Below are 4,596 nucleotides of genomic sequence, written 5' to 3' on the forward strand. Positions count from 1 at the left end.
ACCGCCCCCACCCGGAAGCGACTGCATCAAACGAGCCCTCGCAGCCACCAAACGCGCGGCATCCTCCAAAGACCACACCCCGGCCGCAAACGCCGCAGCCAACTCACCAATCGAATGACCCACCAACACATCCGCCCGCACACCCCACGACTCCACCAAACGCCACAACGCAACCTCAAAGGCGAACAACACCGACTGCGTGTACAGCGTCTGATCCAACAGCCCCGCCAGATCCGAACCCGGATCAGCGAACGCCACCTCCCGCAAGGGGAACTCCGCCACCCCGCTCAACTCGGCGTCCAACGCCGCACACACCTCGTCGAACGCGGCAGCGAACACCGGGAACGCCACACACAGATCCCGACCCATTCCCGCACGCTGAGCACCCTGACCAGCGAACGCGAACACCACACGACCAAGCCCAGCCACACCAGAAGACACCGCCGCACCGGAAGACACCGCACGGAGCTTCGCCACAGCTTCATCCCGGTCCGTGGCCACCACACCAGCCCGGAACTCCCACACCGAACGAGACGTCAACAACGCACGCCCCACATCACCCAGGCCCAACACGGGCTGCTGTTCCAGGAAGTCAGCCAACTGCCCGGCAGCCGCCCGCAGGCCCTCCGGCGACCGCGCCGACACCACCAACGGCACCGCATCCGACGTGTCCGAGACCGGCTCGGCAAGCACGTCCGGCGTCTCAGGAGCGTCTTCCGCCTCCACGTCAGCGGGGCCTGATGCTCGCTCAACCGTGACGGGGTCCGGTGCTTGTTCGAGGATGACGTGGGCGTTGGTACCGCTGACTCCGAAGGAGGAGATCGCGGCCCGACGCGGACGACCGGTCGCGGGCCACTTACGCTCTTCGGTCAGGACCCGGACGTCCCCGGCCGACCAGTCGACCTTCGACGACGGCGTCTCGGCATGCAGCGTCCGGGGCAGGACACCGTGCCGCATCGCCAGGACCATCTTCGCGATCCCCGCGACACCGGCCGCAGCCTGGGTGTGGCCGATGTTCGACTTCACCGACCCCAGCCACAGCGGCTCACCGCCCTCACCACGATCGCCATAGACCGCCAGCAGGGCCTGCGCCTCGATCGGGTCACCCAAAGCCGTGCCCGTACCGTGCGCCTCGACCGCGTCCACCTCAGCCGGAGCAAGCCCCGCACTCGCCAACGCCTGACGAATCACCCGCTGCTGCGACGGACCGTTCGGAGCCGTCAACCCATTCGAAGCACCGTCCTGATTCACCGCACTGCCCCGGACCAGCGCCAGCACCTCATGCCCAAGGCGCCGCGCGTCCGACAGGCGCTCCAACACGAGCATTCCCGCGCCCTCGGCCCAGCCGACACCATCCGCGGTCTCTGAGAACGCCTTGCACCGGCCGTCGGCGGAGACGCCACCCAGGCGGGAGAACTCCACGAACACACCCGGATGCGCCATCACCGTCACACCACCGGCCAGGGCCATCGAACACTCACCCGAGCGCAACGCCTGAGCGGCAAGATGCAACGCCACCAACGACGACGAACACGCGGTGTCCACACTCACCGCCGGACCCTCCAAGCCCAGCACATACGAGATACGCCCCGACGCCACACTGGAGATCGCACCCGTCCGGTACCCGTCCAGCTCAGGCGTCGCGGTAGCCACAGACTGGTAGTCGTTGGCGCTCAGCCCGGCGTAGACCCCCACGTCCCGACCACGGAGCGAGGACGGGTCGATTCCCGCCCGCTCCAGCGCCTCCCACGAGGTCTCCAACAGCAACCGCTGCTGCGGATCCATCGCCAACGCCTCACGCGGACTGATCCCGAAGAACCCCGCGTCGAACCCGGCCGCGTCAGCCAGGAACCCACCGGCACGGACCGCCGACCTCCCCACGGCGTCAGGATCCGGATCGAACAAGCCCTCCAGATCCCAACCCCGATCGGTCGGGAACTCCCCCACCGCGTCCGTGCCCGAGGACAGCAGCTCCCACAACGCGGCCGGACCGTCCACCCCGCCGGGCAGCCGCAACCCCACGCCCACGACCGCCACCGGCTCCGATCGGACGTCCTCAAGCTCCTTGAGCTGGTGGCGGGCCAGCCGCAGTGCTGCTGTCGTGCGTCGGAGGTATTCGACGGTCCGGTCGTCCTCAGCCATCGGGGTTCGCTCCATTTCTGGTGGTCAGAGTGGACGTGCGGGAGGGGCCGGGTGATCAGTGATCCAGTTCTTCGTCCAGCAGGTCGAACAGTTCGTCCACGGTCGCCACCGCCACGTCGGTCGCGCCGGTCGTCTTCTCGCTCTCGCCGTTCAACTTGGCCAGGGTCTTCTTCAGCCGAAGGCTCAGCGTGCGGCGCAGATCGTCGTCGGGCGGGATGGTGAGGAGCCTGGTCTCCAGGTGCTCCAGGAGTTCCCACGGCGTCGCCGTGGCGTCCAGTCCTCGCGGGCCGCCCGGGAGCTCGGCGAGCAGGTGGTCGGCCAGCGCCAACGGTGTCGGGTAGTCGAACACCAACGTCGCGGGCAGCGGAATCCCGGCCAGCGCGGTCAGGCGGTTGCGGAGTTCGACCGACGTCAGCGAATCAAAGCCCGCGTCATTGAACGCCTGGTCGACCCGCACCAGATCCCGGCCCGCACCACCCAGCACAACCGACGCCTCAGCACGGACCAACCCGGCCAGATGAAGGGCCTGGTCCGCCGGCGCCATTCCAGCCAACGTCGCCCGCAGCGCATCCGCGGCGCCACCGCTGGCGGCGGCGCGGTGCCGGGTTCCCGTCAGCGCTCGCAGCAGGCCGGGGACCGGGCCGTCCTGACGGCGCAGCACCGCCAGGTCCAGCACCATCGGAACCAGCATCGAATGCCGGGAGACCAGGGCCTGATCCAGCAACGCCATACCCTCTTCGGCGTCCAGCGCGCCGACCCCGGCGCGGCTCATCCGGGCCAGGTCGGCCTGGGTCAGGTGCCCGGTGATCGTGCTCGACTCAGCCCAGTAGCCCCACGCCAGCGACACCGCCGCCTCACCGGCGGCCCGACGCCGGGCGGCCAGCGCGTCGAGATAGCAGTTGGCTGCCGCGTAGTTGCCCTGTCCCGGAGTACCCAACGCCCCCGCGCCGGAGGAGAACAGCACAAACGCCGTCAGCCCGCGCCCGCGCGTCAGCTCGTCCAGGTGCGTGGCCGCATCCGCCTTCGGACGCAGCACCGTTTCCAACCGCTCCGGAGTGAGCCCGCTCAGGACGGCGTCGTCCAGGACCCCGGCGGTATGAATGATCCCGCTGAGCGGCGCCGGAATCCCGGCCAGCAATGCTTCGACCTGATCGCGATCAGCCACGTCGCAGGCCACGATCCGCACCTCAGCGCCGGCGGCCTCCAGCTCGGCCCGCAACCGCGCGGCCCCTTCGGCGGCCGGGCCCCGCCGTGAGACCAGGACCAGGCTCCGGACACCGTGCGCGGCGACCAGGTGCCGGGCCACCAGCCCACCCAGAGTCCCGGTCCCACCGGTCACCACCACACAACCAGCACCCAAACCCTCAACCCGGACGGCACCGTCAGTCCCGATGTCGTCGGCGCCCGCCACGAGGGCAACATCCTTGGTCCGGGTGAGCCCCGGGATCTCGGCCTGTCCGTCCCGGACCCGGATCTCCCACTCATCCGCCGTCGCGGCCCGCCCGAACAACCCCGCGAACTCCCCAACGTCCCCACCAAAATCCCACTCACCCAGATCAGCCAGCAGAATCCGGCCCGGATCCTCCGACTGCGCCGAACGCACCAACCCCGCCACCGCAGCCGCCACCGGGTCACCACCCACACCCCGAACCACAACCGCCAACCGAGCCCCACGAAGAGCCGACCCGGACGCGAACGCCTGCAACACCTCCAACACCCGCGCCAACACCACCCGCACCCGCACCAACTCACCCACACCGGAGTCAGCCGCGAGCGAATCCACATCAAGAATCAGCCACGCCGGGAGATCCGCACCCAGCGCCGCCAAACCCGCCACGTCAACGAACACGGCATGACTCGGCCGACTACCGCCATCGCCATTGCCGGGGAGAGGGGTCCAGTCGACGGCAAGCATCATGGCTTCGGCGCCTCCCACGGACGAGGCCGGGTGGGTGGTGGCGGGGGCGAGCCAGTAACGATCGCGCTGGAACGGGTAGGTCGGCAGCGGAACAACCCGCCCCGGCACCTGGGCGCCGGGGATCAACGCGGCCAGAGCGGTCTGGGCGACCGGCCCTCCAGCAGCCCACAGCTCCGCCAGCCCAGCGACAGCGGCAGCCACCTCGGGCTGGTTCCGACGCGAGAACGCGACCGCCACCGCAGACGGGTGATCGCTGGTCCGGGCCAGCGAGGTGAGACTCCCGTCCGGGCCGATCTCAACGACGAACCCCGCGCCAGTGCTGGCCAATGCCTCAGCCAAAGCGTCGGCGTAGCGAACGGGTTCACGGACCTGCCGAACCCAATACTCCGGCGACATCCACTCCCGCCGCCCCGCCACCGACGGCTCCCGATAGGCGACACCAGCCGCCACAACGCCGAACTCCCCCAACATCGGATCCATCAACGGCGAATGGAACGCATGGCTCACCGACAACAACCGCGCCCGGATCCCCACCC

At 69.4% G+C, this 4,596-nt stretch carries 2 protein-coding genes; both read right to left on the reverse strand.

Translation table 11 applies throughout. The annotated features are described in order from the left end of the window. Positions 1–2,142 (reverse strand): type I polyketide synthase (locus LO762_RS32145; protein ID WP_304523730.1); only part of this gene is annotated, 2,142 nt, incomplete at its 3' end. Between the two features lie 55 nt (positions 2,143–2,197). Continuing rightward, positions 2,198–4,596, reverse strand: a 2,399-nt coding sequence (locus LO762_RS33270) for an SDR family NAD(P)-dependent oxidoreductase (RefSeq protein WP_304523731.1), incomplete at its 5' end; no start/stop codon positions are given.

This window comes from Actinocorallia sp. API 0066 (genome assembly GCF_020991275.1).
Taxonomy (GTDB): Bacteria; Actinomycetota; Actinomycetes; order Streptosporangiales; family Streptosporangiaceae; genus Actinocorallia.